Below are 21,452 nucleotides of genomic sequence, written 5' to 3'. Positions count from 1 at the left end.
GACTGGTATGTCACTCCCGCACGCGATCCTCACCGCCCTGCTCGAGAAGCCGTCGTCGGGCCTGGAGCTGACCCGCCGGTTCGACCGGTCGATCGGCTACTTCTGGTCCGCGACGCACCAGCAGATCTATCGCGAGCTGGGAAAACTGGAGGCCGACGGCCTGATCCGGGCCCTGCCCTCCGAGCAGCCGGCGCGCGGGCAGAAGAAGAGCCACGAGGTCCTGCCCGCGGGCCGCGCCGAACTGGCCCGCTGGACCGCCGCCTCCCAGGACCCCAAGCCGCACCGCGACACGCTGTTGCTGCGGCTGAGGGCGGCGGCCGTGGTCGGCACGGCGGGCCTGGAGGCTGATCTGCGACGCCATCTGCAGCTGCACGAGCGGCAGTTGGCGGAGTACCAGGAGATCGAGCAGCGTGACTTCCCGCCCGGCCGGGACGGCACCGAGGACCGGCTGCGGCATCTGGTGCTGCGGGCGGGCATCGACCTGGAAACCTTCTGGACCCAGTGGCTCAGCCGCGCCCTGGCGGAGTTCGCCGAGCTTCCGGACGGCGAGCCGACCACCCCGGCCTGACGGGGTGTGACGGTGGCCCGCCCGACCGGAGCGCTTCGGGAGGGCGGGCCGCCGTCCGTACCGGGTCAGAACCGGTACGGCTTGTTGCGGCGGCGCAGGTACCAGGCCGTCCCGAGCAGGCCGGCCCCGACCAGTGTGCCGCCGGCCACCAGCGTGACGGTCCCGTAGTCCGTGGCGCTTCCGCCGGTGCCGCCCATGACGCCGAGGGACGGCGAGGCCGACGGGGACGGGGACCTCGTGGGGGAGGGGGTCGGGGAGACGACGACGGACTGGGTGCCCGCGGTCGTGCCGTCCGAGCAGATGACGATGACGGTGTACGTCCCCGCGCTGACGCTCGACCAGGCGGCGGACTGACTGGTGGACGTCCCCGACAGGGTCACCTGGCGCCCCTGGGCGAAGCTGCCCTGACTGCTGGTGAGCAGTGAGGCGGTGCCCCAGCTGCCGTTGATCTGGGTGCAGGAGCTGGTGGTGACCGAAACCGTGGAACCCGTGGTGCTCACGGAGATGCCCGGGCCGGCGGCAGCGGGCACCGCGGCCAGGGCGAGGGGCAGAGCGGCGGCTGCCACGGTCAGGCCGGTGCGGAGAACTGGCGATGAGTTACGCATGTGGACTGCCCTCCGGCGGCACGGTTGGCGGTACATCCCTAGCGCCGCCGAGGGTCGGGAAACGCCCGTGCTGCCTCAGGGGTCAGCCAAAGCTCCCCGGGCCCGGGCCGCACGCCGGGTTCCGCCGTGCAGGTGACGCCGTCCACCGGCAGGTCGGCCCGGGCATGACATCGCGGCAGGCCCGGCGTCGCCGCCGTATCCTCCGCGTCACCGCCGCGCGCCCGTCGTCACCGTCCGCTCCGCCGAGAAGCCGCCCCAGGTGCCGTCCGGCAGCATCGCCCGGATGCGGACGCGGTGGGTGACACCGGCGACCTGCCCCACGTAGAAGCTGTGCGTCGCCCGGTCGCGCGGGGCGCTCCCGCCGTACACGAGGGACGTGGCCGGGCGGCCGTCCAGCTGGATCTGGTACTCGGTGATCTCGCCGTCCGGACGGGGCGGCACCCAGCTCAGGTCGACGTGGTACGCCCCGTCCTCGCGGTGGCTCGTCGCCCGGAAGCCGGTGGGGGCCGTGGCGCGGCCGTCGCCCGTGCCCGGGGTGGTGAGGCGGACGGTGGGACTGGCGGGGGAGACGTTGCCGGCCGCGTCCCTGGCCCGGACGGTGAACGCGTAGGACGTGCCGGGCCGCAGCCCCGTGACCACGGCGGCCGTCTGGCCTCCGCTCACGCTGTGGATCTTCGTGGCTCCCTGGTGGATGTCGTACGACACCACGTCCCGGTCGTCCGTCGAGGCGGACCAGGACAGCTGGACCGCCCGGCTTCCGGCCGCCCGTCCGCCGGGCGCCGAGGGGCGGGTCGGCGCCGAGTGGTCGTCCGCCACGGCAGCGGGTGTCCGTGCCCGGACCGGACGGCTGGGCGGCCCGAGCCGCCCGTCGGCGCCCCGCGCCCGTACGGTGAAGACGTACAGCGTGGACGGCCGGAGCCTGGTGACGTCCACCATGTGCTTCGAACCCGGTACGTCCCTGACCTTCGTGGTGCCCCGATACACCTCGTAGACGTCGGCCCGCACGGTCACGTTCCACATGACGTGCACGCTCGTCGCGCTGCCCGCCGCCGCGGTGACGCCCGTCGGCGCCCCGGGGCCACCGCCGACGTCCTTTTCCTCCGCTCCGGCCCAGCCGCAGGCGGCGACCAGCACGAGGGCCCCGCAGAGCGCGACGCGCCGGACGAGAAGGGCGGGAGCGGAGAACGAGACGAGAACACGGCGCACGACACTGCCTCCCGGGACGGCACTCCGGAATGGTCCGGACCAATATGGCGCGACTGACGCGATCACATCAAGAGGGCGGTGGTTGAGGGTGACAAGGTGCGCCAAGGTGGTCGCCCGTCACCCCCGCAGTTCGTGACCACTCGGGAGGGTTACGTATGCTGAAGTTCCTCACGGTCGAACTCCTGGCGGACACCAGGGAGTTCGGGCCTGTCGCGCGGACCGCTGTCGTCGCAGATCCCGTGCCGGCGCGGGTGGCCGGGCGGCCCGAGTCTCACACGGACTCAGGTCCCCGGCCCCTGTCGGTGGTTGGGAGAGTGCGCCGTCCGGCCCTCCGAGGGTGACCTGATGAACAGCCCGGGGGAACAGATGGGCCTGACTGTCCGTCAGGTTCCCTCAGGAGAGGCTCACCCATCGTGCGTGTCCAGTCGCTCACACTGGCCGCGGCCAGCGCCGCCCTGCTCGTCCCGACGACACCGCTCGCCACACCGGCCCAGCAGCACACACAGCCGGTGGTGTGGCGCCCGGTGGGGTCGCGCGAGGCCGCCGTCAGCGCCGCCGACCTGCTGGCCAGGGCGCGGGACTGCGCTCCCGTCTCCCGCGGCCGGTACCGCAGCGACAACGGCGCCTCCGCGAAGATCCCGGTCTGCGGCACCCGCGACGCCGTCTTCTGGAAGGCCGACATGGACATCGACTGCGACGGCCGCCCCGGACCCCGCTGCAACCGCCGCACCGACCCGTATTTCGCCGCCAGCACGGCCTACTCCCAGTCCGACGGCCGCCCCTTGAGCGCCGAACGCCTCCCCTTCATCGTCGTGCCCGCCCCGAGCCGCATCTGGGACTACCGGGACCACGGCGTGGGCGGCGGTTCGGTCGTGGCCGTCGTGTACCGCGACCAGGTGCAGTACGCGGTCGTCGGCGACACGGGCCCGCGGGGCGTCATCGGAGAGGCCTCCTACGCGACGGCCGAGGCCCTCGGCATCCGCCCCCACCCGCTCCGGGGCGGCACCGCCTCGGGCGTCACCTACATCGTCTTCAAGAACACCCGGGTGTCGCCCATCGAGGACCACGCGGCGGCCGTGACGACGGGGGAGCGGGCGGCGAGGCGGTTCGTCGACGGGAGCTGACTGAGTGACGGCGCGTCAGCAGTTCACTCGCCGTGGCCGGGCACGCCGTCGTCCGGCGTGCCCGGGTCCGGTCTCACACCTTCCGGTACGTGTACGCCTCCGCGGCGGCCGATTCCACCGCCGCCAGATCCGCCCCGGTGCCCGCCGTGACGACAGCGGCCACGGCGCCCTCCACGAACGGGGCGTCCACCAGCCGCGTCTGCTCCGGGAGTTCGTCGCCCTCCGCGAGCAGCGCCTTCACGGTGAGCACCGCGCTGCCCAGGTCGGTGAGGACGGCGACGCCCGCACCGCGATCGACGGACGCGGCCGCCGCGGCGATCAGTTCGGCGCTGGTGCCCAGCCCGCCGCCCTCGGTGCCGCCCGCCGGAGCGACGGGCACCACCGGGCCACCGCCCGCGAGCCCCTTCGCCAGCGCGGCGACCGACGCGGCCACCTCCGCGCTGTGCGACACCAGCACGATTCCCACAAGCCGCTCGTCACTCATCGGCGGCCTCCGTGAGCGCGGCGACGAGCAGCGCCGCCGACGTGGCGCCCGGGTCCTGGTGCCCGATGCTGCGCTCACCCAGATAGCTCGCCCGGCCCTTGCGCGCCTGCAGGGGCGTCGTCGCCACGGCGCCCTCCTCCGCGGCGGCCCGCGCCGCCGCGAACGAGTCACCGAGCGCGTCCACCGCGGGCACCAGCGCGTCGATCATGGTCTTGTCGCCCGGGGCGGCACCGCCGAGCGTCATGACCGCGTCCACCCCGGTCCGCAGCGCCTCGGCCAGCTGCTCCGCACTGACCTCGGCGGCATCCCCGAGCGCCTTGCCGGTACGGCGCAGCAGCGTGCCGTACAGCGGCCCGGAGGCACCGCCGACCGTCGAGATGAGCTGGCGTCCGGCCAGCGTCAGTACCCCGCCGGGCGTGTCGGGGGCCTCCTTCTCCAGGGCGGCCGCCACGGCCGTGAACCCGCGCTGGAGGTTGCTGCCGTGGTCGGCGTCCCCGATGGGGGAGTCGAGGGCGGTGAGCCGTTCCGCCTCACGGTCGACGGACGCGGTGGTCGCCGTCATCCAACGGCGGAAGAAATCGGCGTCGAGCACTGGATCTCCTTGCCTGGTAGGTACGGGGTGATCCTCTACCCCTGCGCGTCACACGCCCCAGCGCAGACCCGCCGTCTTCACCGGCGCGTCCCACAGCCGCAGCAGCTCCTCGTCGACCTGGCAGAGGGTGAGCGAGGCTCCCGCCATGTCGAGGGAGGTGACGTAGTTGCCCACGAGGACACGGGCCACGGGTACGCCGCGCTGGGCGAGCACCCGGTGCACCTCGGCGTTGAAGCCGTACAGCTCGAGCAGGGGCGTCGCACCCATGCCGTTGACGAGGACCAGCACGGGGTTGCGCGGCTGGAGGTCCTCCACCACCGCCTCGACGGCGGCCTCGGCGATCTCGCCGGAGGTCATCATCGCCCGCCGCTCCCGGCCGGGCTCGCCGTGGATGCCGATGCCCAACTCCAGCTCACCGGGCGGCAGATCGAAGGTCGGACTGCCCTTGGCCGGCGTGCTGCAGGCGCTCAGCGCGACACCGAAACTGCGGGAGTTCTCGTTGACCTGCCGGGCGATGGCCTCCACCCGCTCCAGCGGCATGCCCTCGTCAGCGGCGGCACCGGCGATCTTCTCCACGAACAGGGTCGCGCCGGTGCCACGCCGGCCGGCCGTGTAGAGACTGTCGGTCACCGCCACGTCATCGTTGACCAGCACCTTCGCGACCTGGATGCCCTCGTCCTCGGCCAGCTCGGCGGCCATGTCGAAGTTGAGCACGTCGCCGGTGTAGTTCTTCACGATGAACAGCACCCCGGCCCCGCTGTTCACGGCGGCGGCCGCGCGCAGCATCTGGTCGGGAACCGGGGAGGTGAACACCTCGCCCGGACAGGCCGCCGACAGCATGCCGGGACCCACGAAACCCCCGTGCAGCGGCTCGTGCCCCGAGCCTCCGCCCGAGACCAGCCCCACTTTTCCGGCCACGGGAGCGTCCCGCCGCACGATCACCCGGTTCTCCACGTCCACGGTCAGCTCCGGGTGGGCAGCCGCCAGACCGCGCAGCGCGTCCGCGACCACGGTCTCCGGGACGTTGATCAGCATCTTCACGGGTACCTCCTAGGGAAACTAGTAGATGAGCCCTCGAACTCCAGCTTCGCAGGCCAGATCGCGTTTGACCAGTTGTCGATCTTGGCGGTGCGTAGCCCTCCGTAGCGCGCTGTGGCGGTACTCATGATGACTCCACCGGGGCGGAGGCGTCCCCGTTCGCCGCGGCCCACCCGGTGGGGCAGATTTGGTTACGCCTACGGGAGTTCTGCGCACTGTCGCCCATGTAGAACAGGGGCTTCCGGTTGTCGTGCCTTGCTGGGTCTTCGATCTTGAGCGGTGCGCCTGCTCAGGGCCTCTGACGTTTCGTTACGCTCAGTGAGGCCACTTGGTGGCTGCGGCCCCTCTCCGGGACTACGAGTACAGCTTTTCGCCCTTGGCCAGCATCGCTACGTACTTCTCGATCCGGCGCGCCCGGGTCTCGGGCTTCTTGGCGTCTTGGACCCGGTACAGGATCGCGTAGCGGTTCTGCCGGTCCAGTGTCTCGAAGAACTCCGCCGCGGCCGGGTCGGCGGTCAGGGCCGCCGCGAGATCGTCCGGCACCGTGGCGGTCTTCGCGCCGTCGTAGGCCGCCTCCCAGCGGCCGTCCGCCTTGGCGCGGTCGACCTCGGCCTGCCCCGGGGGCCGCATCCGGCCCTGCTCGATCAGGGCGGCCACCTTGTCCCGGTTGATCTTGGACCACTTGCTCCGCGGCTTGCGCGGGGTGAACCGCTGGAGCCACCACTGGTCGTCGAACTTGGCCTTCTGGCCGTCGATCCAGCCGTAGCAGAGTGCCACGTCGAGCGCCTGGGCGTAGTCCAGCGCGACGATTCCGGGGCCCTTCTTGCGAAGCTTGAGCCAGATGCCGGACGAGACGGCGTGGTTCTCGCCGAGCCATGCCTGGAATGCCTCGGCGGATTCGAATGCGACGATCTCCAAGTCCTGAGTCACCCCAGCAGCGAACCACACCCGGAAGATTGCCGTGACGCATTCGGGCACGGCCCCGGATGCACGATGCCCGTGGACCTGCGTGATCGTCCCTGTTCTCGACGCAGAACGATCAGGCAGTCGCGCGGGTTGAGCGGCTGGCCGACGGAAGGCGCCGAGTTCACCTGGTCACGGCGACGAGACAGCCAGGGCCTGCCCGTTCACCGAGCAGATCCCGCAGGGGAAGATCGGGCAGACGCTACTGACGGACTGGACAGCCAAGGAGAACCTGCGCACCCTCCTCGCCCTGGCCCGCACCGGAGCCGACCGCCACCAAGTCGGCAACGCCCGCTGGAAGTTCCTCACCTGGTGCGCGGACTTTGACATCCCTGAAGTCCGCCAGCTCGCCGAGCCCGCGGACCCGCCTGCGTCCGGCGCGAACCAGCAGCTGCCCGGCTCCGACGACCACCAGGGAGGTGGGTCTGTTGCGTGAGCAGGTTGGTTGCACAGACGGCGTCATCGAAGCCCGCAAGCCGGCCCCGGCAGCGATGGACCCGTCTGAGACGTCAGCGCGGCTGGATTGCTGCTTCTGCTGCTGCCTTGATCCGGGCGCCGAAGCTGGCGGCGTCCTTGCGGGCAGCAGCGAGGGCCAGTCCGACGAGGAGCTTGCCAAGGCCGTGGCCCTCCAGCACGTTGAAGATACGGACCCGAGTCCCGCCACTGGCCATTGGCTCCAGGTCGTAGCCGCCTTCGCTGGCCGTCACGCTGTTCTTCGAAACCTCGGCCCATCGGATCCTCACCGGGGCTTCGAGGACGGTAATGCGGAACTCCCTGGCTGTTTTCATCCCGGCGTCCTTGACTGTGCTGCGGAAGACCGTTCCCACGGTGGTCGGGGCATCGGGAACCCGCTCGATTTTGAGCACGCGGGGGCTGAACTGCGGATCGTTGCGTCCGTCGGCGAGGTAGTCGAAGACTGCTTCGACTGGTCGATTGATCTCGATGGTCGCTTCAAACTGTCCTGACATGAGCACTCCTCGATCGCTTGAGCCGTAGCGTGCCCGCGACTCTCTTCGGAGGATGCCCGGCCGGCCGTTGGCCCGTGCGGTATTGCTTCGTACGCACCCGAAGGGCCCAACCGCCCGCCCTTGGCGCTACCGAGTCCCTACCGAGCTGACAGAGGTGCGCCTGCCCGGTACGTGACCAGGTGGGCCTCCCTGATTACTCCGTGGCCGCGGCGCAGGCGCGAACACAGATCTATGGGTTCCTGGCTGCTGTCGGGCTGGCCGAGACGATGCAGATTACAAGCAGTCCGGGGGCGTGCCGACGAGAGTTTCGCGTCGGCTACGCACCGGCAGCATCCAGTCCGCCTTTCGCAGCTTCATCGCGTGGGGTGGTGTTGGCAGGTTCGGTGGGGGCGCGGACGGATGCTGACCTCGCGGGCAGTTGAGCCGCGCGCCCGGGGGAAGCCCGGTTCGCCCCCTGGCGTCTTGTGGCAGGCGCTTGCTGCGTTGGTTGATCCGGCAAACAAGGGCTGGTCCGGTGGCGTCCCGCAGTCTGACCCCGTGCATGACCCGGATCATGGTGCTGCGCTAGTTCCTCCGCTGGTGTTGCTGCTGTCCGGTGACGCCCTGGGGCTGAGCTACACCCCTGCCGACCTGGGCGATCGTGCTGGAGAATTCGGAGGTGCTTGGTCCTGATCGCGGGAGTGTGTGCCATGTCGTCTAAGCATGCGCTGCAACTGCGGTTGCACCTTCATGGGTGTACGAGTTCGCTGGAGCCCGGCCAACAGCCCACTACGACCGGCCGTCGGGGCAGTCGATCGAACTCACACTCCGAAGACCGCCTGGGGGCGTGGGCTCGGCAGCATGGGGTGCGCGCCTATGGCCAAGGTGGACTTCCAACGTGCCCAGCACGTCGCGGACGCCCACTCGCGGATCGTCGGGTGACGGTACAGCTCTCGCAGGCGCAAGGGCGGAAGGCCATGGGCGTGTAGGGCGGCGGTGCCGCGGACGGCGAAGAGGGAGTTGCCGCCGAGTTCGAAGAAGTCATCGTCCGGGCCGACCGGGACGCCCAGGATGTCTCTTCGACCACCGCGTCTGCGACGGCGGCACCGCGGCCGGATTCCTACGCCATGTGATCGCGCGCATCACTGTCGCATAGGCCCCGGAACAAGCCAATGAGGAATCAGGAAAGCTCGACCGCTCACTGCGTCGCTGGCTGACCCTCGCGGCGGCCCCGACCTCGAGTCGGAGTTCGGGACCGCTCGACGGCGCCAGCGTGTCCCGTCGGCAGGCCGCACGCCAAGGCCTGCACCTGGCCTTCACCGTCCGCCTCACCACGACCGCCTACCGTCACCGTCTGGCAGCCGCACCGACTCTCCCGGCGAACGCCGTCACGTCATCCAGCGCGGCGGCCACACTGAGAAACGTTCTTACGATTCCGCCCAGACCGGCGGCTTTGACAGCGCCGACTTCGCCTGGGTAGCCGTCTGTCTGGAGCAGTCCGGGAGGAGGCGCCAGGTATGGCTCGTTGGAGCCGTCGGTCCGGGAATGGTCCGGATCTTGTCCGCGGCGAGACGGGCCTGGTCATCTGTCGACGCCGCATCCCTCGGCTCGTGGGCCGCTCCGAGCGGATGTGCTGGCCCGCCCAGTGCTACGGCGAGGTGGGCGTGTCCGGGGAGCGGAGCACGAGCAGGGTGATCTCGCTGGGGGCGAAGACGCGGAACGGCGGGCCCCAGAAGCCGGTGCCGCGGCTGGTGTAGAGGAGAGTGCGGGTGCCGTGGTGGCTGAGGCCGGCGAGGGCGGGCTGGTCGATGCGGACCAGGTGGTGGAAGGGCCAGATCTGGCCGCCGTGGGTGTGGCCGGAGAGTTGGAGGTCGATGCCGGCGGCTGCCGCCCGGTCGATGAACTTGGGCTGGTGTGCCAGGAGCAGGACGGGCAGGTCGGGGTCGGCGCCGTCCAAGGCTCCGGCGAGGTGGGCGCGGTGGCCTGCCAGGCCGGAGGACTCGGCGGTGACGTCGTCCACGCCGGCGACCACGAGGGTGTCGCCTCCGCGTTCGAGGAGCAGATGGCGGTTGCGCAGCGGCTCCCAGCCCAGCTCGTCCATCAGGTCGACCCAGCCCTGGGCCTCGCTGTAGTACTCGTGGTTGCCGGTGACGTATACCCGGGCCCGGGTGGCCTGCACGGTACCGAGTGGGACGGCCTGGGCGCGGCGGCGTTCGGCCGTGCCGTCCGCGATGTCGCCGGTGTGGCAGACCAGGTCGGCTTCCAGAGTGTTCACCGTCTCGCAGACCCTCGCCGACCAGCGAGTGCGATCGAGCGGGCCGTAGTGGGTGTCGGTGATGAGGACGACCCGGGTGCCGTCCAAGCCGGCGCCCAGTCGCGGGAGTCGCACGTCGAGTCGGCGCACGCGTGGCACGCGGCGGGCCTCCGCGTACCCCCAGGCGAGCAGTACGGCGGCTACGCCGAGGACGGCCCAGGTGACGATGCGGGCCCGGTCCTGACCCTCGCCGACGCCGGCCACGGTCAGGGCGAGCCGCAAGAGGACGCCCAGGAGAACGGACCAGGTGAACAGAACCCAGCTGGTGCCCAGCAGGGTGTCACCGACGATCGCCGCCCTGTCCTGCTGGCGCCGGCCGTGGCCGCGCACCATCGCGAGCGGCATACCGACGAGGCCGAGGGCGAACACGGCGGTGCCGACCAGCGTGACAGGCAGCGGCCAGTGCTGGCCGGTGTGCAGGAGCACCCAGCAGGGCACGGTCCACAGCAGGACGGGGGCGATCAGGGGGAGGTAGCGCATCAGGCGGTGCAGCCGGCTCTGCCGCGGAGCCTGCGGTTCGCTGTCGGCGGGTCGGGTGTTGCTGGTGTCGGTCACGCTTCCCCTCACTGACCGGGCTGCCGTCTCGCGCACTGTATCCGGTCGCCCTCGGGCCGGCCGGACCGGCGTACCTGGGCGCGGCCCCTTGAGGCGAAGGGTTCTCCCAGCGGTGCGGCCGAGGCTGACGTGGTCGCGCGACCCGGGCGGGCTCGGCCTTCCACCGAGCCCGCCAAGCCGTCAGCGCTGCAGTGTCAGCAGACCCGGACGGTAGGGCAGGAGGCCGTAGTCGCCGCCGGAGTTGGGGCTGCGCCCCTGGTAGAGCAACTGCAGATTGCAGGGATCGACGGTCATCGTCTGATCGGCGCTGGTGCGGATCAGTTCGCCATGGCTGATGTCGTTGGTCCAGGTGGCGCCACTGTTGGCCTTGCCTGCGAAGGGATTGCTCTCGGTCGCGGCCTGGGGTGTCCATGAGCCGTTCAGACTGGTGGCCGTGAACGAGCGGAAGTAGCGGCCCTGCGAGCCGATCGCCTCGACGATCATGAGGTAGCGGTTCTGGCCCTGCAGCTTGTAGACCTGCGGGGCTTCGAACAGGTTGTTCGTCGTATCGCTCATGATCGTCGTGTACGACGAGCCGAAGCTGCCCGGGAAGTTCCCGATCGGCATGCTGGCCCGGTAGATCTTGCCGTTGTCACCGGCGAAGAACAGGTACATGTTCGTCCCGTCCGCGATGAGCGTCTGGTCGATGGGTCCCGTTCCGGAGCCGGAGATGCTTCCGGAGAAGAGCACCTGCGGGGACGACCAGCCATTCGGGTTGGTGGGGTCGCTCGACGTCCGGTAGGAGAAGGCGGTCCCGCCCCACTGGTAGGCGAGCACCCAGATGTTCTTCGGCGCGAAGTAGAAGAGCGTGGGCGCGACGGTGGAAGACGACATCGTGTTCTGGCCGGCCGAGGCCATCTCCGACCAATTGGTGAACAGGCCGAAGTTCATCGAACCCCAACTCGTCCCCGTGTCATGCGTCGTCGCGTAGACGAGTTGCCTGCCGTTGTAGGGGACGACGGTGAAGTCCTTGAGCGAGACCCACCCCGGCTTGGGCTGCGCCAGCGCGCCCGTTGATGTCCAGCGGTAGGTCGACGGAAGATCGCACGGGCCGGGATTCTGGCCGCCGACCTTGACGAGCTGCCACTGCTGGTTGGTGCCGCCCCAGTCGTCGTACTGGACGATGTTCGCGTTGTCGGCGGTGGCGGCGCCTTGTACTTCGAGGGCCTTGTTGCTGTGGCGCGAGATGAGCCTCACGTAGCCGTCCGAGCTGTCGGCCAGCCGCCACTGCTGGTTGGTGGCGTTCAGGTCGGCCCATTGGACGATCGAGCCGCCGTTCGCGGTGGACCAGTTGTGGACGTCCAGCACCTTGCCCGAGTGGCGGGACTTGATGCGGTAGTAGCCGCCCCCGGCATCGACGAACTGCCACTGCTGCTGGCTCTGATCGTTCCTGGTCCACTGGGTGATGCGGGCGCCGTCGGCGGTCGCCATGTTGTAGACGTCCAGGGCCTTGCCGCTGTTGCGGTTGACCAGCACATACGAGGTGTTGGGGTCTACGGTCGCCGCGCCGGCGGGCTGGGCGCCGAGGAAGGTGGCCAGGAGCAGCAAGGGCGCAAGGACGGCGAGTAAGCGTCTTGGGCGGACCGGGGGCGGTTGGCGAAACCACATCAGAGGGCCTCCTTGGGGAGTGGGGGGGTGAGGTGACCCCGATGAACCGCGGAGCGGACATGCCGGGGGAGAGACAATCTCGAATGTTTCGAAGAATTCCCGGATGCTTCGACGCCACAAGCTAGGAATGCGCTGCCCTCTGGTCAAGGCCTGTCGCCGATCTGTCCACAAACAGCGCTTCCCCTTTGGGCTTGACGAGCTGTCACGCCGACCGGAGACACGCCGGAGTGTGCGATGCGGATCGCCAGTCCAAGGCATCCGCGCGGAGGAGAGAAGTCGAGGAAGCGGCGTCCGCACACTCGTTCCGGCCCCGTCCCGGCCCCGGCCCTATGACATCTGCCGACGACGGCGCCGGGGGTTCGCCGTCCGGCTCGCCGGGTTCCGGAAAGTTTCGGGCGAGGATCGGAAACTTCTTCTGCGGAGAGTATTGACGATCCATCGTCAATGCCTCAATCATCCCTGTCTGAGAACCCGGCCATAGTTCCGGATGCTGAACCACGTCGGCCCTGAGCAAGCTGTCTGCACGGCAGATCCACGCACAGCCGCACGACAGATCCGCGCACCAAAGCACCTGCGCCACCCCGTCTCGTTCCGGTGAGGTTCGCACCAGCGCGTCCTGGCTCCTCGCGCAGTTGGAGAGGTCCGCGACGCCGCGTGGCGGTCCCCGGCCCATGGCCACGGTGTCCGGTGTTTCCGTGCTGCCCGGGTTCCGGGCCGCCCCGTCCGTCTGCCGCGTGGGAGCGGACGACGCAGTCCCCTGCGCTTCAGTCCTTCCGTGATCTCTACCTTGGAGGCACAGTCATGGGCTCGTATGCCCTTCCCAGACCCGTTATCCGCCGGAAGATCCGCGGCCTGATGTTGGCGCTGGTCGTCGGCGTCGTCGCTGCGGTCGCCACACTGGTCGCGCCGCCGACCGCACACGCCGCCGAGAGCACGCTCGGCGCCGCGGCGGCGCAGAGCGGCCGCTACTTCGGCACCGCCATCGCCTCGGGCAGGCTGGGCGACTCGGCGTACACGACGATCGCGGGCCGTGAGTTCAACTCGGTGACGGCCGAGAACGAGATGAAGATCGACGCCACCGAACCGCAGCGGGGCCAGTTCAACTTCACCGCCGGTGACCGCGTCTACAACTGGGCGGTGCAGAACGGCAAGCAGGTGCGCGGCCACACCCTGGCCTGGCACTCCCAGCAGCCCGGCTGGATGCAGAGCCTCAGCGGCAGCACGCTGCGCCAGGCGATGATCAACCACATCAACGGCGTGATGGCCCACTACAAGGGCAAGATCGCCCAGTGGGACGTCGTGAACGAGGCCTTCGCCGACGGCAGTTCGGGAGCCCGGCGCGACTCCAACCTGCAACGCACCGGCAACGACTGGATCGAGGTCGCCTTCCGCACCGCGCGCGCCGCCGACCCGGCCGCCAAGCTCTGCTACAACGACTACAACGTCGAGAACTGGACCTGGGCCAAAACCCAGGCCATGTACGCCATGGTCCGGGACTTTAAACAGCGCGGCGTGCCGATCGACTGTGTCGGCTTCCAGTCGCACTTCAACAGCGGCAGCCCCTACAACAGCAACTTCCGCACCACTCTGCAGAACTTCGCCGCCCTCGGCGTCGACGTGGCCATCACCGAACTCGACATCCAGGGCGCCCCGGCCACGACCTACGCCAACGTGACCAACGACTGCCTGGCCGTCCCGCGCTGCCTCGGCATCACCGTCTGGGGTGTGCGCGACAGCGACTCCTGGCGACCGGAGCACACGCCGCTGCTGTTCAACGGCGACGGCAGCAAGAAGCCCGCCTACACCGCCGTCCTCAACGCACTCAACGGCGGCTCCACTACGCCCCCTTCGGACTCCGGCCCGATCAAGGGCGTCGGTTCGGGCCGCTGCCTGGACGTGCCCGGCACCGGCACCACCGACGGCACCCAGCTCAACCTGTGGGACTGCCACAACGGCACCAACCAGCAGTGGACGTACACCGCCGCCGGCGAGCTCAGGGTCTACGGCAACAAGTGCCTGGACGCCGCCGGCACCGGCAACGGCACCAAAGTCCAGATCTACAGCTGCTGGGGCGGCGACAACCAGAAATGGCGCCTCAACTCCGACGGATCCATCGTCGGCGTCCAGTCCGGCCTCTGCCTCGACGCCGTCGCGGGCGGCACCGCCAACGGCACCCTGATCCAGCTCTACTCCTGCTCGAACGGCGGCAACCAACGCTGGACCCGCACCTGATGGCACCTGCCACAAACGAAAGGGTGAGTCGATGAAGACCTACGGTGCGGCTTCCCCCGCCCCTCCACGAAGGCATCGCTGGTGGTCCCGGGTCGCCGCCGTGGTGGCGGCGACCCTCGCGATCGGCATGCTCGCCGCGGTGAATCCGGCGCCCGCCGAGGCCGCGACGGTGGACACCAACGCCTGGTATGTCCTGGTCAATCGCAACAGCGGCAAGGCGCTGGACTTATCCGGCGCGTCCACCGCCGACGGCGCGCGGGTCAGCCAGTGGACGCGCAACGACGGATCCAACCAGCAGTGGCAGTTCGTGGACTCCGGCGGCGGCTTCTACCGCCTCAAGGCCCGGCATTCGGGCAAGGTTCTCGACGTGGCCGGCGCCTCGACCGCGGACGGTGCCGCGATCCAGCAGTGGGCCGACCACAACGGGGCCAACCAGCAGTTCCGCCTGGCCGACTCCGACGCGGGCCACGTCCGGCTGATCAACCGCACCAGCAGCAAGGCGGTGGAGGTGCAGGGCGCCTCCACCGCCGACGGCGGCAACGTCGTCCAGTACTCCGACTGGGCCGGCGCCAACCAGCAATGGCAGATGATCAAGCTGTCGTCCGGTGGCGGAGGTGGCGGCGGATGCGGCAGCGCCCCGACTCTGACGAGCGGTACGCACACGATTCAGAGCGGCGGCAAGAGCCGCAGCTTCATCCTCAGGGTTCCCGCCAACTACGACAACAGCCGTCCCTACCGGCTGATCTTCGCGTTCCACTGGCGGGGCGGAACCGCCGGCGAGGTCGCCTCGGGCGGCACCAGCGGGAACGCCTGGTCCTACTACGGCCAACAGGAGCAGTCGAACAACAGCGCGATCCTCGTCGCCCCCCAGGGCCTCGGCAACGGCTGGGCCAATTCGGGCGATGAGGACATCACCTTCGTCGACGACATGATCCGGCGAATCGAGGGCGGCCTCTGTGTCAACCCGGCACAGCGCTTCGCCACGGGATTCAGCTGGGGCGGCGGTATGAGCTACGCACTCGCATGCAGCAGGGCGAACGTCTTCAGGGCCGTCGCGGTCATATCCGGCGCTCAGATCAGCGGGTGCGGCGGCGGCACCCAGCCCATCGCCTACTTCGGAATCCACGGCATCAGCGACAACGTCCTCAGCATCGGGCAAGGACGGTCCCTGCGCGACAAGTTCGTCGCCAACAACGGCTGCACTGCCCAAAGCCCGCGCGAGCCCGCCCCGGGCAGCCGAACGCACATCACCACCACCTACTCGGGCTGCCGTGCCGGATACCCGGTCCAATGGGCCGCGTTCGACGGAGGCCACCTACCCGGTCCGGTCGACGGCTCCCCCGGCGAAAGCGGCGTCACCACCTGGACCAAAGCAGAGATCTGGAGGTTCTTCGCACAGTTCCAGTGACACGCCCGCACCACCGAGTGGAGCCAGGATGATCCTGGCTCCACTCCGTCGACGCGGCAGGCGGCCACGGTCCACGCTGTCTCATGGGCGGGGCTTCGTGGGTGGTGTCGTCGTAGTAGGGCAGGAGTTGACGTCACCTCGGCGCGGGCCGACGACGCCGATGCGAGGGACCGACGGCCTCTGTCAGCTGCTGAAGGACCAGGGGCCGCAGCGACCCCACGCGATGAAGATGGCAAGCGCGAGACAGACCGTGTTCAGCCGCCGAAGGCGGGTGCGTTGTCGCGTGCCCAGTCGGCGAAGGTGCGTGCGGGCCGGCCCAGCAGGTCTTCCATGGTGCTGGTCGTCGGTCCTGGGTGGTGGGCGTAGTCGGCCAGGGAGCCGAGCAGGCGGTCGGGGACCTCCTCGGGCAGCCCTTGCGCGAGCATGCCGTGGCGTACGTGTTCCGGCGGGAGCTCCTGGAAGGACAGCGCCCGGCCGAGGGCGGCGCCGATGAGGTGCACCTTCTCGACCTGGTCCAGTGACTGTGGCCCGGTGAGCGTGTGGACCGACCCCGGGGCAACGCCCCCGCGGAGGGCGCGTGCGGCGACCGCCGCGATGTCGGTTTCGTGGATGGGCGAGGTGGCGGCTCGGCCGTACGCGCCGCGCACCACGTCACCGGACCTGATCTGCGGAGCCCAGGCCAGTGCGTTGGCCGCGAAGTCGGCCAGGCGCAGGACCGTCCAGTCCAGGCCGGAACTGGTGACGAGGTCCTCGGCGTGCCGGAACTGCGCGGCGAAGCGGGCTTCGCCCGCGGGATACTCCACGGTGGTGGCCGACAGCAGCACCACACGCCGCACGCCCTGCCCGACGGCGAGCCGCAGGAGTTCGCCCAGTCCCGGGCCGGTGGCGCGCGGGCTGATCTGCAGGGCTTCCACTCCTTCCAGCGCGGCCTCGATCCACTGGGGGCGAAACAGGTCGCCGCTGACGGCGTGGACGCCGTCCGGGAGCGCGGCCGAGCCGGGACCGCGTGTGACCGCGGTGATGGCCGTGCTCTCCCGCAGCAGCAGATTCATCACCTGACGCCCGACGACGCCGTTGGCTCCGGTTATCAGGATCATGACAGTTGCTCCTCTGCTCGACCACGGCCTGCACAGCGCTCATCGGATTTCCCTGCCTCGCCGATGCGTCAGTCAGGCGTCCACGCCCTGTCCTGTGGGTGATGTGTCCAGCATCGATGCAGGTCAGCGGCGGAACAAGGTAGAGTCCGTGGAGCTATTCATAACGTGGGAGTTATGTATGGAGCTGCGCGACATCGAGATCTTCCTGACACTGGCCGAAGAGCTGCACTTCGGCCGCACCGCCGAACGGCTTCACGTGTCCCAGGCCCGCGTCAGCCAGGCCATCCGCAGACAAGAACGCAGCCTCGGCGTGGCCCTGTTCGATCGCACCAGCCGACGTGTGGCCCTGACCCCTGTCGGCCGGCGCCTGCGTGAAGACCTCCAGCAGGCCCTCGACCTCCTCCACGCGGGACTCGCCCGCGCCCAAGCAGCCGGCCCGGGCGCGGGCCGGACCCTGCGGCTGGGTGTCTTCGGCCACGCCGGCCACGAACTGCGCCCCCTCGTCGACGCGTTCCGCACCCGTTACCCCGGCAGCGACATCGAGTTCGGCGAAATCAACGGCAACGACGCGTTCACCGCCCTGCGCACCGGAGAGCACGACGCGCACGTGCTGTGGCTGCCCGTCGCCGAACCGGACCTCACCGTCGGCCCCACCGTGCTCACCGGAGGCCGCGTGCTGGCCGTGGCCGCAGACCATCCGCTCGCCCAACGCGGCACCGCGTCCCTCGAAGACCTCGCCGACAACCACGTCGTCGACCTCGGCCCCGAAGCCCCCGAGTACTGGGTCGCCTCCATGGTCCCCACCCGCACCCCGCTCGGCCGCCGTATCCCCCGCGGGCCCGCCGCGCGGACCTTCCACGAGGTCCTCTCCCTGGTCGCTGCCGGCCGCTGCGTCCACCCGCTGGGCGAAACCGCCGCGCGCTACAACAAGCCCCCCGGCATCGTCTTCCTGCCCCTCCAGGACGCCCCCACCCTCGAATGGGCGCTCACCTGGCGCACCACCGCTGACAGCCCCACCATCCGCGCACTGGCCCAAACCGCCGCCGACCTCGGCCCCATCACACTGTGACAGCGATCGCGACCCGCCCTCGAGGAGCCGGGCGCCGGGCATGAACGCGTGCACGGTGAAGGCGCTCGCAACGTCGAGGCCGTCATCGTGTCGTTGGGCACGGACGACTTGAACACTCCCGCGGATGCCCTCACGCAGGTGAAGCAGGAGGCCACCGGCGTCGGCGCCGACGGCACGGAAGCTCGGCGCCGGCGGGTCACTCGACTGGTACGGCGACGTTGTCGCTCTCTGTCCAGCTTCGACGTGCCCGTCGGCAAAGCCGCACTCAGTCACCACTTCTCGGTCTTGCGCGGTGCCGGACTGGGCGAACAGCGTGACGAGGGACCCAAGCGGGTCAACCGACTGCGCCGCCAGGAGTTCGACGCGCGCTTCCCCGGGTTGTTGGACCTGCTCCTCCGCCCCGATGGCGGTGCCGGCTGAACAAGTGGCCCGTGTGCCGGCCCGAGTCAGTCGGAGGGCGCACACCCGTGGCGTGGTGGTTCCACCCCACCTCAGCGTTGCGCGGCAGCGCCTTGGCCCGTGCGCGGTCCGGACCTTGGGTCGGGAGGGGCGAGGCGGGCTGGCTTCCCGCCAGGACCGTGGCCGGGTGGAAGTCGTCCACCTCGCCGCCGTGGCCGACCGAAGTTCGAGGCCGACCGCTCGGCCGGCTTCTCCGCCGCGGCCGCCCCGACCGCGCACGGGTCGGTGGGCTTCCGTGCCGGCGGTGCCGGGAGTCGGAAGCCCACCATGGGGACCCGGTGCGTCAGGCCTTGTCCTGCATGTCGCGCCGTGCGGGATTGCCCTGCTCGGCGGCCTTCGGGTCCTTCTCGCCCGCCTTGGCGCGCACGTCTTGGGCGATGCGGTCGCCGATGGTTTTGTCGATGTTCGACCAGTACTCGAAGGCCCGCTCGAGGACGGGTTCCGAGACACCGTTGAGGAGATGGCCTACGACGTTGTCGACCAGACGGTCGCGCGCGGCGTCGTCCAGGACCTCGCGCACCAGGGTGCGGGGCTGGCCCCAGTCGTCGTCCTCGGGATGGCTGACGTAGGCCGCACGGGTGATGGCTCCGTCGGCTTCCCAACTGGGCGGGGAGTGGCGTGCGGTGTCGGCCGCGGGGCCGCCCTTGGAGTTGGGGGCGTACACCGGGTCGGTGGTCTTCCGGTACGCCATCGCCCCGTCTTTGGAGTAGGTGTGGACGTCCGCGATGGGGGCGTTCACCGGAAGCTGCTGGTAGTTGCCGCCGATCCGGTGGCGGTGCGCGTCCGCGTAGGAGAACAGCCGGGCCAGCAGCATGCGGTCGGGGCTGGGGCCGATGCCGGGGACGAGGTTGTTGGGCTGGAAGGCCGCCTGCTCGATCTCCGCGTGGTTGTCGGTCGGGTTGCGGTCGAGTGTCATACGGCCGACCGGGATCAGCGGGTAGTCGCCGTGCGGCCACACCTTGGTGAGGTCGAAGGGGTTGAAGCGGTAGCTCGCGGCCTCCTCGTACGGCATCACCTGCACGTACAGGGTCCAGCTGGGGAAGTCGCCGTCGCGGATGTGCTCGAACAGATCACGCGTGTGGTAGTCCGTGTCGGCGGCCGCCATCTGGTCGGCCTCGTGCTGGGTGAAGTACTCGATGCCCTGGTCGGTCTTGAAGTGGTACTTCACCCAGAAGCGTTCGCCTGCGGCGTTGATCCACATGTAGGTGTGGGAGGTGTAGCCGTTCATGTGGCGCCAGGTCCGCGGGATGCCGCGGTCGCCCATCAGCCAGGTGACCTGGTGGGCGGACTCGGGGGAGAGCGTCCAGAAGTCCCACTGCATGTCGTGGTCGCGCAGGTTGTTGTCGGCGCGGCGCTTCTGGGACCGGATGAAGTGCTGGAACTTCATCGGGTCCTTCACGAAGAACACCGGCGTGTTGTTGCCGACCATGTCGTAGTTGCCTTCGCTGGTGTAGAACTTCACCGCGAAGCCGCGCGGGTCGCGCCAGGTGTCCGGGCTGCCGCGCTCGCCCGCCACGGTCGAGAAGCGGGTGACCAGGTCGGTGCGTGTCCCCGGCTGGAAGACGGCTGCCTTCGTGTAGGCGCTCACGTCGTGGGTCACCTCGAAGTGGCCGAACGCGCCGCTTCCCTTGGCGTGCGGCTGGCGCTCGGGGATCCGCTCCCGGTTGAACTGCGCCATCTGCTCGATCAGATAGGCGTCCTGCAGCAGGATCGGACCGGCAGGTCCCACGGTGAGCGAATGCTCGTCGCTCTCGACCGGGGCGCCGGAATCGGTCGTGGTGACAGGTGGGGTCTCCGTCATCAGTCTGCCTTTCGTCGTACGGAGCAGCGGCGTACCGGGCACGCTGCCCGCGCCCGGAGCCTGTCGGTCCCGTTCAGGCCAGGTGACCTTCATCGGCCGCCACAAACATCGCTTTCGCGACCAATGTGTGGATCTTCCTGGAGGCGTGCCTGACGAGGCCGAAGAAGCCCTCTTCGGCGGGCACTTCTTCGCCCGGATGGGGGTGGACCCCGGCCGTCCGGCGCTGACCGGCCCGGCCGGCACCGAGGCCGAAACCCGGCTGGCGGGGTTCTCCCGCCATCGAGGAATTCGAGCGGTATGGCGGCCATGGCGCCGGGGTGGTCACGAGCCGGGAACCTTTCGGGGTTGCTCCGCCCGGCGGTCGGATCAGCGGGGACGGTCGCCGGCGATGGCGACCCGTTCCGCGACGCGGCGCCGGGAGCCGTAGTCGTTGACCGCGTAGTGCTGGGTGGCGCGGTTGTCCCAGAACGCGATGTCACCGGGCTGCCAGCGGAAACGCACCTGGTACTCCGGGACGTGCGCCTGCTGGAACAGCAGCCGCAGCAGCCGGTCGCTCTCGTCGCGGTCCATGCCGGTGATGCGGGTGGTGAACGAGGTGTTGACGAACAGCATGCGCCGCCCGGTGTCGGGATGCGTGCGCACGACGGGGTGCTCCACGGGCGGGAACAGGTCCTGGAAGGGGGCGAGCCGATCGGGGGCGTAGAAGCGGGCGAAGCCGGGGATGAAGTCGTGCACGGCACGGGCGTCGTCGACGCGGTCCTTCACCTCCTGGGGGAGGTTGTCGTAGGCGGCGGCCATGTCCGCCCACATCGTGTCGCCGCCGAACGGCGGCACCTCGCGCAGTTGCAGCACGGCACCGAGTGCGGGGCGCTCACGGAAGGTGACGTCGGTGTGCCAGACGTTCTCGAAGGTCGGGGTGGTGCCGCCGCTCTTGTCGAACCGGACCACGTCCTCGCTCGCACCGGCGGCCAGCAGCGGATTGGTCTCCAGCTCGCCCCAGTTGCGGGCGAAGGACCGCTGCTGGTCGCTGGTGAGGTGCTGGGAGCGGAAGAAGAGGACCTTCCACTCCAGCAGGGCGCGGTTCAGTTCATCGCGCAAGTGAGGCGTGAGCGGGCGCGAGAGGTCGACGCCGCTGATCTCGGCGCCGATCGTGCTGGCCTGGGGGGCGACGTCGAACAGTTCGTAGGGCCGCTCCTCCCACCCGTCGGGCAGTCGGCGCAGGATGCGCGTGCCCTCGTAGATCCCGTCACCCGGGATGCGTGCTTCGCGAAGAATGGCTGCCGGTCCGGCGGCCGTGGCGGTCATGGAGATGTCTCCTTCGGGCCGGTCCCGATCAGGAAAGG

General features: G+C 69.9%; 19 protein-coding genes and 1 pseudogene. 6 read left to right on the top strand and 14 right to left on the bottom strand.

What is annotated here, in order from left to right; all coding sequences use genetic code 11:
• Positions 1–7 precede the first annotated feature (7 nt).
• Complete coding sequence (locus OHU35_RS02800) at positions 8–568, top strand: PadR family transcriptional regulator (RefSeq protein ID WP_189725203.1); 561 nt, start codon at positions 8–10, stop codon at positions 566–568.
• Between the two features lie 65 nt (positions 569–633).
• Here the strand turns inward: OHU35_RS02800 and OHU35_RS02795 are convergent, their stop codons facing one another.
• Together OHU35_RS02795 and OHU35_RS02790 are read right to left on the bottom strand one after the other, a co-directional pair.
• Positions 634–1,173 carry a hypothetical protein gene (locus OHU35_RS02795; RefSeq protein ID WP_189725204.1) on the bottom strand — a complete coding sequence of 180 codons (540 nt, stop codon included), beginning with the start codon at positions 1,171–1,173 and terminating at the stop codon, positions 634–636.
• Between the two features lie 207 nt (positions 1,174–1,380).
• Positions 1,381–2,379, bottom strand: coding sequence for a fibronectin type III domain-containing protein (locus OHU35_RS02790; RefSeq protein ID WP_189725205.1), 999 nt, complete (start codon positions 2,377–2,379; stop codon positions 1,381–1,383).
• 413 nt (positions 2,380–2,792) lie between these two features.
• Here OHU35_RS02790 and OHU35_RS02785 point away from each other — a divergent pair, with 413 nt between their 5' ends.
• Positions 2,793–3,503, top strand: a complete 711-nt coding sequence (locus tag OHU35_RS02785) for a glycoside hydrolase family 75 protein (protein ID WP_189725206.1) — start codon at positions 2,793–2,795, stop codon at positions 3,501–3,503.
• Between the two features lie 73 nt (positions 3,504–3,576).
• Here OHU35_RS02785 and OHU35_RS02780 read toward each other — a convergent pair whose 3' ends face one another.
• The 8 genes and pseudogenes from OHU35_RS02780 to OHU35_RS02745 form a co-directional block, all read right to left on the bottom strand.
• Positions 3,577–3,987, bottom strand: coding sequence for a PTS-dependent dihydroxyacetone kinase phosphotransferase subunit DhaM (locus OHU35_RS02780; RefSeq protein WP_189725207.1), 411 nt, complete (start codon positions 3,985–3,987; stop codon positions 3,577–3,579).
• Positions 3,980–4,579, bottom strand: a complete 600-nt coding sequence (gene dhaL / locus OHU35_RS02775; RefSeq protein WP_189725208.1) for a dihydroxyacetone kinase subunit DhaL — start codon at positions 4,577–4,579, stop codon at positions 3,980–3,982. Before dhaL ends, OHU35_RS02780 begins: the two co-directional genes overlap by 8 nt.
• Positions 4,580–4,627: 48 nt before the next feature.
• On the bottom strand, positions 4,628–5,620 hold the full coding sequence (gene dhaK, locus OHU35_RS02770) for a dihydroxyacetone kinase subunit DhaK (RefSeq protein ID WP_189725209.1): 993 nt from the start codon (positions 5,618–5,620) through the stop codon (positions 4,628–4,630).
• Positions 5,621–5,971: 351 nt separating this feature from the next.
• On the bottom strand, positions 5,972–6,565 hold the full coding sequence (locus OHU35_RS02765) for a YdeI family protein (protein ID WP_189725210.1): 594 nt from the start codon (positions 6,563–6,565) through the stop codon (positions 5,972–5,974).
• 524 nt (positions 6,566–7,089) lie between these two features.
• Positions 7,090–7,548 carry an SRPBCC family protein gene (locus OHU35_RS02760; protein WP_189725212.1) on the bottom strand — a complete coding sequence of 153 codons (459 nt, stop codon included), beginning with the start codon at positions 7,546–7,548 and terminating at the stop codon, positions 7,090–7,092.
• A gap of 800 nt (positions 7,549–8,348) precedes the next feature.
• Positions 8,349–8,603: pseudogene (locus OHU35_RS02755) on the bottom strand (acyl carrier protein); the annotation flags it as partial.
• 572 nt (positions 8,604–9,175) lie between these two features.
• Positions 9,176–10,396, bottom strand: a complete 1,221-nt coding sequence (locus OHU35_RS02750; RefSeq protein ID WP_405504450.1) for a metallophosphoesterase — start codon at positions 10,394–10,396, stop codon at positions 9,176–9,178.
• Between the two features lie 180 nt (positions 10,397–10,576).
• A complete protein-coding gene (locus OHU35_RS02745; RefSeq protein ID WP_189725214.1) occupies positions 10,577–12,043 on the bottom strand; it encodes a non-reducing end alpha-L-arabinofuranosidase family hydrolase in 1,467 nt (488 codons plus the stop codon).
• A gap of 801 nt (positions 12,044–12,844) precedes the next feature.
• Between OHU35_RS02745 and OHU35_RS02740 the strand changes: the two genes are divergently transcribed.
• Positions 12,845–14,275, top strand: a complete 1,431-nt coding sequence (locus OHU35_RS02740) for an endo-1,4-beta-xylanase (RefSeq protein WP_405504448.1) — start codon at positions 12,845–12,847, stop codon at positions 14,273–14,275.
• Between the two features lie 31 nt (positions 14,276–14,306).
• Positions 14,307–15,683, top strand: a complete 1,377-nt coding sequence (locus OHU35_RS02735) for an RICIN domain-containing protein (protein WP_405504447.1) — start codon at positions 14,307–14,309, stop codon at positions 15,681–15,683.
• 254 nt (positions 15,684–15,937) lie between these two features.
• Here the strand turns inward: OHU35_RS02735 and OHU35_RS02730 are convergent, their stop codons facing one another.
• Positions 15,938–16,780 carry an NAD(P)H-binding protein gene (locus OHU35_RS02730; protein ID WP_405504445.1) on the bottom strand — a complete coding sequence of 281 codons (843 nt, stop codon included), beginning with the start codon at positions 16,778–16,780 and terminating at the stop codon, positions 15,938–15,940.
• 178 nt (positions 16,781–16,958) lie between these two features.
• Between OHU35_RS02730 and OHU35_RS02725 the strand changes: the two genes are divergently transcribed.
• Both OHU35_RS02725 and OHU35_RS02720 read left to right on the top strand, forming a co-directional pair.
• Positions 16,959–17,849: a LysR substrate-binding domain-containing protein gene (locus OHU35_RS02725; protein ID WP_359894741.1), complete on the top strand. Its 891-nt coding sequence runs from the start codon at positions 16,959–16,961 to the stop codon at positions 17,847–17,849.
• 48 nt (positions 17,850–17,897) lie between these two features.
• Positions 17,898–18,269 carry an ArsR/SmtB family transcription factor gene (locus tag OHU35_RS02720; protein ID WP_405504443.1) on the top strand — a complete coding sequence of 124 codons (372 nt, stop codon included), beginning with the start codon at positions 17,898–17,900 and terminating at the stop codon, positions 18,267–18,269.
• Positions 18,270–18,591: 322 nt separating this feature from the next.
• Here the strand turns inward: OHU35_RS02720 and OHU35_RS02715 are convergent, their stop codons facing one another.
• The 3 genes from OHU35_RS02715 to OHU35_RS02705 form a co-directional block, all read right to left on the bottom strand.
• Positions 18,592–20,109, bottom strand: a complete 1,518-nt coding sequence (locus OHU35_RS02715; RefSeq protein WP_189725218.1) for a catalase — start codon at positions 20,107–20,109, stop codon at positions 18,592–18,594.
• Between the two features lie 73 nt (positions 20,110–20,182).
• Positions 20,183–20,434 (bottom strand): hypothetical protein, encoded by a 252-nt coding sequence (locus OHU35_RS02710; RefSeq protein ID WP_189725219.1) that lies wholly within the window; start codon positions 20,432–20,434, stop codon positions 20,183–20,185.
• A 41-nt stretch (positions 20,435–20,475) separates the two neighbouring features.
• Positions 20,476–21,414, bottom strand: a complete 939-nt coding sequence (locus tag OHU35_RS02705) for a TauD/TfdA family dioxygenase (RefSeq protein ID WP_189725220.1) — start codon at positions 21,412–21,414, stop codon at positions 20,476–20,478.
• Between the last annotated feature and the right edge of the window lie 38 nt (positions 21,415–21,452).

The sequence above is a fragment of the Streptomyces purpurascens genome (genome assembly GCF_045040895.1).
In the GTDB taxonomy this organism is placed as follows: domain Bacteria; phylum Actinomycetota; class Actinomycetes; order Streptomycetales; family Streptomycetaceae; genus Streptomyces; species Streptomyces purpurascens.
Note: the sequence above shows the minus strand (reverse complement) of the source record. Positions and strands in the feature narration are given on the sequence as shown.

What these genes read in the sequence shown, in the direction of transcription:
- OHU35_RS02780 (WP_189725207.1), bottom strand. Translation starts at nt 3,987, where the DNA reads ATGAGTGACGAGCGGCTTGTGGGAATCGTGCTGGTGTCGCACAGCGCG.
- OHU35_RS02705 (WP_189725220.1), bottom strand. Translation starts at nt 21,414, where the DNA reads ATGACCGCCACGGCCGCCGGACCGGCAGCCATTCTTCGCGAAGCACGC.
- OHU35_RS02735 (WP_405504447.1), top strand. Translation starts at nt 14,307, where the DNA reads ATGAAGACCTACGGTGCGGCTTCCCCCGCCCCTCCACGAAGGCATCGC.
- OHU35_RS02745 (WP_189725214.1), bottom strand. Translation starts at nt 12,043, where the DNA reads ATGTGGTTTCGCCAACCGCCCCCGGTCCGCCCAAGACGCTTACTCGCC.
- OHU35_RS02760 (WP_189725212.1), bottom strand. Translation starts at nt 7,548, where the DNA reads ATGTCAGGACAGTTTGAAGCGACCATCGAGATCAATCGACCAGTCGAA.
- OHU35_RS02800 (WP_189725203.1), top strand. Translation starts at nt 8, where the DNA reads ATGTCACTCCCGCACGCGATCCTCACCGCCCTGCTCGAGAAGCCGTCG.
- OHU35_RS02725 (WP_359894741.1), top strand. Translation starts at nt 16,959, where the DNA reads ATGGAGCTGCGCGACATCGAGATCTTCCTGACACTGGCCGAAGAGCTG.
- OHU35_RS02715 (WP_189725218.1), bottom strand. Translation starts at nt 20,109, where the DNA reads ATGACGGAGACCCCACCTGTCACCACGACCGATTCCGGCGCCCCGGTC.
- OHU35_RS02730 (WP_405504445.1), bottom strand. Translation starts at nt 16,780, where the DNA reads ATGATCCTGATAACCGGAGCCAACGGCGTCGTCGGGCGTCAGGTGATG.
- OHU35_RS02740 (WP_405504448.1), top strand. Translation starts at nt 12,845, where the DNA reads ATGGGCTCGTATGCCCTTCCCAGACCCGTTATCCGCCGGAAGATCCGC.
- OHU35_RS02795 (WP_189725204.1), bottom strand. Translation starts at nt 1,173, where the DNA reads ATGCGTAACTCATCGCCAGTTCTCCGCACCGGCCTGACCGTGGCAGCC.